This is a genomic window from Pseudomonas sp. PS01299 (genome assembly GCF_029960145.1).
Taxonomy (GTDB): domain Bacteria; phylum Pseudomonadota; class Gammaproteobacteria; order Pseudomonadales; family Pseudomonadaceae; genus Aquipseudomonas; species Aquipseudomonas putida_A.
In genome coordinates, this window is sequence record NZ_JASCPO010000313.1 from 1 (window position 1) to 5458 (window position 5458).

Sequence of the window (5458 nt, forward strand, 5' to 3'; positions counted from 1 at the left end):
GGGAGCGGGCTTGCTCGCGAAGACGGACTGATATCCAACATTGATGTCGACTGATCCAGCGCTTTCGCGAGCAAGCCCGCTCCCACACGTTTCCCCTACAAATTCAAGAAAATTGGAGACAGCAATGGCCGAAGCAAAAGTACTCAGTGGCGCCGGGCTCCGGGGCCAGGTTGCCGGGCAAACCGCACTGTCCACCGTGGGCCAGGCCGGTGCCGGGCTGACCTATCGCGGCTACGACGTGCGTGAACTGGCAGCAGACGCGCAGTTCGAAGAAGTGGCTTACCTGCTGCTGTACGGCGAACTGCCGACCCGTGCACAACTCGATGCCTACCAGCAAAAGCTGAGCAAGCTGCGCGACCTGCCGCAAGCACTGAAAGAAGTGCTCGAACGCATCCCCGCCGACGCCCACCCGATGGACGTGATGCGCACCGGTTGCTCGTTCCTCGGCAACCTTGAACCGGAGAAGAATTTTTCCGAACAGCGCGACAAGACCGACCGTCTGCTCGCCGCATTCCCGGCGATCATGTGCTACTGGTATCGCTTCAGTCACGACGGCAAACGCATCAACTGCGTTAGCGACGAGCCGACTATCGGCGGCCACTTTCTGCACTTGTTGCACGACAAGAAGCCGAGCGAACTGCACGTCAAAGTGATGAACGTGTCGCTGATCCTTTACGCCGAGCACGAATTCAACGCCTCGACGTTTACCGCTCGCGTTTGCGCATCGACCCTGTCCGACCTGTATTCCTGCGTCACGGCGGCTATCGGTTCGCTGCGTGGCCCGCTGCATGGCGGCGCCAACGAGGCGGCGATGGAAATGATTGAGCGCTTCTCGTCGCCGCAAGAGGCGATCAAAGGCACCCTCGGCATGCTCGAGCGCAAGGACAAGATCATGGGCTTCGGCCACGCGATCTATAAGGACAGCGATCCGCGTAACGAGGTGATCAAGGGCTGGTCGAAAAAACTCGCCGACGAAGTCGGTGACAAGGTGCTGTTCCCGGTCTCCGAAGCCATCGACAAGACCATGTGGGAGCAGAAAAAACTGTTCCCCAACGCCGACTTCTACCATGCCTCGGCGTACCACTTCATGGGCATCCCGACCAAGCTGTTCACGCCGATCTTCGTCTGCTCGCGCCTGACCGGCTGGGCCGCGCACGTGTTCGAACAGCGCGCCAACAACCGCATCATCCGTCCAAGCGCCGAGTACATCGGCGTCGAACAGCGCAAGTTCGTGCCAATCGAACGTCGCTGAATGGTGAGCTGACCCGATCCTTGAAGCCACCACAAATCCCTGTAGGAGTGAGCCTGCTCGCGATGACGGACTGACATTCACCATTGATGTCGACTGATCTACCGCTATCGCGAGCAGGCTCACTCCTACAAGGGACGGTGTGAATCTTGAGTCGGGCGTCTGCCCACCCTTTGAAACTACCGTGACCCGAGTCCTGACCCGATGAACACAGCATTCCGCAAAAACCTGCCCGGCAGTTCCCTGGATTATTTCGACGTCCGTGCGGCGGTCGAGGCGATTCAGCCCGGCAGCTACGACACCCTGCCGTACACCTCACGCGTGCTGGCGGAAAACCTCGTGCGTCGCTGCGACCCGGCCACGCTCACCGATTCGCTGAAACAGCTGATCGAGCGCAAGCGCGACCTCGACTTCCCGTGGTTCCCGGCGCGCGTGGTGTGCCACGACATTCTCGGCCAGACCGCGCTGGTCGATCTCGCCGGCCTGCGCGACGCAATCGCCCTGCAGGGCGGTGACCCGGCGCAGGTCAACCCGGTGGTGCCGACGCAACTGATCGTCGACCACTCGCTGGCGGTAGAAGCGGGCGGTTTCGACAAGCAGGCCTTTGAGAAGAACCGCGCCATCGAAGACCGCCGTAACGAAGACCGTTTCCACTTCATCAACTGGACCAAAAAAGCCTTCAAGAACGTCGACGTGATCCCGCCGGGCAACGGCATCATGCACCAGATCAACCTGGAGAAAATGTCTCCGGTGATCCAGGTGCGCGACGGCGTGGCATTCCCCGACACCTGCGTCGGCACCGATAGCCACACCCCGCACGTCGATGCGTTGGGCGTGATCGCCATCGGTGTTGGTGGCCTCGAAGCCGAGAGCGTGATGCTCGGCCGCGCCTCGTGGATGCGCCTGCCGGAAAGCGTCGGCGTCGAACTGACCGGCAAGCTGCAACCGGGCATCACCGCCACCGACATGGTGCTGGCGCTGACCGAATACCTGCGCAAACAGAAAGTCGTCGGCGCCTGGCTGGAGTTCTTTGGCGAAGGCGCGTCCGCGCTGACCCTCGGCGACCGCGCAACCATCTCCAACATGGCCCCGGAATACGGCGCCACCGCAGCGATGTTCTACATCGACCAGCAGACCATCGACTACCTGAAACTCACCGGTCGCGAAGACCAGCAAGTGCAACTGGTCGAGCAGTACGCCAAACTCAACGGCCTGTGGGCCGACAGCCTGAAAGGCGCGCAATACGAGCGTGGCCTGACTTTCGATCTGTCGTCGGTGGTGCGCAACATGGCCGGCCCGAGCAATCCGCACGCCCGTGTGGCGGTAGCGGATCTGGCGGCCAAAGGCATCTCCGGGCAGTGGGATGACGTGCCGGGGCAAATGCCCGACGGCGCGGTGATCATCGCCGCCATCACCAGCTGCACCAACACCAGCAACCCGCGCAACGTGATCGCCGCCGGCCTCTTGGCGCGTAATGCCAACAAGCTTGGCCTGACCCGCAAGCCGTGGGTCAAATCCTCGCTGGCACCGGGTTCAAAAACCGTGGCGCTGTACCTCGATGAAGCGGGGCTGACCACCGAGCTGGAGCAACTTGGTTTCGGCGTCGTCGCGTTTGCCTGCACCACCTGCAACGGCATGTCCGGCGCCCTCGATCCGGTGATCCAGCAAGAGATCATCGACCGCGATCTGTATGCGACGGCCGTGCTTTCCGGCAACCGTAACTTCGACGGCCGCATCCACCCGTACGCCAAGCAGGCGTTCCTCGCCTCGCCGCCGCTGGTGGTCGCGTACGCCATCGCCGGGACCATCCGTTTCGACATCGAGAAAGATGTGCTGGGCGTGGTCGACGGCAAGGAAATCCGCCTGAAAGACATCTGGCCGAGCGACGAAGAAATCGACGCGGTGGTGAAGTCGTCGGTGAAGCCGGAGCAGTTCCGGCAGGTCTACATTCCGATGTTCGCCATTCACGAAGACACCGGCCCGAAAGTCACGCCGCTGTACGACTGGCGCGAGATGAGCACCTACATCCGCCGTCCGCCGTACTGGGAAGGTGCGCTGGCCGGCGCGCGGCCGCTGAAGGGCATGCGCCCGCTGGCGGTGCTGCCGGACAACATCACCACCGATCACCTGTCGCCCTCGAACGCGATCATGCTCGACAGCGCCGCCGGCGAATACCTGGCGAAAATGGGCCTGCCGGAAGAAGACTTCAACTCGTATGCCACGCACCGTGGCGACCACTTGACCGCGCAACGCGCGACCTTCGCCAACCCGAAACTGTTCAACGAAATGGTCCAGGAAAACGGCAAGGTCAAACAGGGTTCGCTGGCGCGGGTCGAGCCGGAAGGCCAGGTGATGCGCATGTGGGAAGCCATCGAAACCTACATGGAGCGCAAGCAGCCGCTGATCATCATCGCCGGTGCCGACTACGGTCAGGGTTCGTCCCGCGACTGGGCGGCGAAGGGCGTGCGGCTGGCGGGTGTCGAAGCGATCGTCGCCGAAGGTTTCGAGCGTATCCACCGCACCAACCTGGTGGGCATGGGCGTATTGCCGCTGGAGTTCAAACCGGGCACCGACCGTCACACGCTGGCCATCGACGGCAGCGAAACCTACGACGTGATCGGCGCCCGCACCCCGCGCGCCGACCTGACGCTGGTGATCCACCGCAAGAACGGCGAGCGCGTTGAAGTGCCGGTGACCTGCCGCCTCGACACCGCTGAAGAAGTGTCGATCTACGAGGCCGGCGGCGTGTTGCAGCGCTTCGCCCAGGACTTCCTCGAAGAGTCGGCTGTTGCCGTTTAAATCACGTAGTGCGAGCGCGGGTCGGTTGACCCGCGTTTGCGGATAAGGAGCACCATGGCTCACGCAGCTCATTTCGCACCGCAGATCAAAATCCCCGCCACATACATGCGCGGCGGCACCAGCAAAGGCGTGTTCTTCAGCCTCAAGGATCTGCCCGAAGCCGCGCAGGTTCCCGGCCCCGCCCGCGATGCTTTGCTGCTGCGGGTGATCGGCAGCCCCGACCCGTACGACAAACAGATCGACGGCATGGGTGGTGCCACCTCAAGTACCAGCAAAACCGTGATCCTGTCGAAAAGCAGCAAGGCCGATCACGACGTCGATTACCTGTTCGGTCAGGTCTCCATCGACAAGCCGTTCGTCGACTGGAGCGGCAACTGCGGCAATCTCTCGGCAGCGGTCGGTTCGTTCGCCATCAGCAACGGTCTGGTGGAGGCCCGCCGCATTCCGCACAACGGCGTGGCGGTGGTGCGCGTGTGGCAGGCCAATATCGGCAAGACCATCATCGCCCACGTGCCGATCACCAACGGCGAAGTGCAGGAAACCGGTGATTTCGAACTCGACGGCGTGACCTTTCCGGCCGCCGAAGTGCAACTGGAGTTCATGGACCCGGCAGCGGAAGAAGAGGGCGGCGGCGGTTCGATGTTCCCCACCGGTAACCTGATCGACGAGCTGGAAGTGCCGGGTGTCGGCACGTTCCAGGCGACCATGATCAACGCGGGGATTCCGACGATTTTCGTCAACGCCGAAGATATCGGCTACACCGGCACCGAGCTGCAAAGCGCGATCAACAGCGACCCGAAAGCCCTGCAGATGTTCGAAACCATCCGCGCCTACGGTGCATTGCGCATGGGCCTGATTGCGAATCTGGACGAAGCGGCCAAGCGACAGCACACGCCGAAAGTCGCGTTTGTCGCCAAGCCTGCGGATTACATCGCATCCAGCGGCAAGGCGATTGCTGCCGCTGATGTGGATCTGCTGGTGCGTGCGTTGTCGATGGGCAAGTTGCACCACGCGATGATGGGTACGGCGGCGGTGGCAATCGGCACGGCGGCGGCGATTTCCGGGACTCTGGTGAATCTCGCGGCGGGCGGTGTCGAGCGCAATGCTGTGCGCTTCGGCCATCCGTCCGGGACGCTGCGCGTAGGCGCCGAGGCCAGTCTGGAAAACGGTGAGTGGGTAGTGAAAAAGGCCATCATGAGCCGCAGTGCGCGCGTCCTCATGGAAGGTTTCGTCCGTATCCCTGGCGACTCTTTCTGATCCAGTATCGATGCCCTCACCCCAACCCTCTCCCGGAGGGAGAGGGAGCAGACCGAGTTGTAATTGGATGTCCTGCGACCTGAAGCATCTTGGCGATTATGGATTCACGGGAGAGCTTTCAGGTCGACGTATGTGTTGAATATCACCCTAGCC

At 62.2% G+C, this 5458-nt stretch carries 3 protein-coding genes; all 3 read left to right on the forward strand.

The genetic code is table 11. From position 1 onward, the window contains the following. Positions 1-124 precede the first annotated feature (124 nt). The 3 genes from prpC (at position 125) to prpF (ending at position 5305) form a co-directional block, all read left to right on the forward strand. Positions 125-1252, forward strand: a complete 1128-nt coding sequence (prpC, locus tag QMX91_RS28595; RefSeq protein ID WP_282413741.1) for a 2-methylcitrate synthase — start codon at positions 125-127, stop codon at positions 1250-1252. 201 nt (positions 1253-1453) lie between these two features. Beyond that, the gene (gene acnD / locus QMX91_RS28600) at positions 1454-4048 is read left to right on the forward strand and encodes a Fe/S-dependent 2-methylisocitrate dehydratase AcnD (RefSeq protein ID WP_282413742.1); all 2595 of its coding nucleotides are present in this window, start codon (positions 1454-1456) and stop codon (positions 4046-4048) included. Between the two features lie 54 nt (positions 4049-4102). Further along, positions 4103-5305, forward strand: a complete 1203-nt coding sequence (gene prpF, locus QMX91_RS28605; RefSeq protein WP_282413743.1) for a 2-methylaconitate cis-trans isomerase PrpF — start codon at positions 4103-4105, stop codon at positions 5303-5305. Positions 5306-5458: the final 153 nt, after the last annotated feature.

What these genes read in the sequence shown, in the direction of transcription:
- prpC (WP_282413741.1), top strand. Translation starts at nt 125, where the DNA reads ATGGCCGAAGCAAAAGTACTCAGTGGCGCCGGGCTCCGGGGCCAGGTT.
- acnD (WP_282413742.1), top strand. Translation starts at nt 1,454, where the DNA reads ATGAACACAGCATTCCGCAAAAACCTGCCCGGCAGTTCCCTGGATTAT.
- prpF (WP_282413743.1), top strand. Translation starts at nt 4,103, where the DNA reads ATGGCTCACGCAGCTCATTTCGCACCGCAGATCAAAATCCCCGCCACA.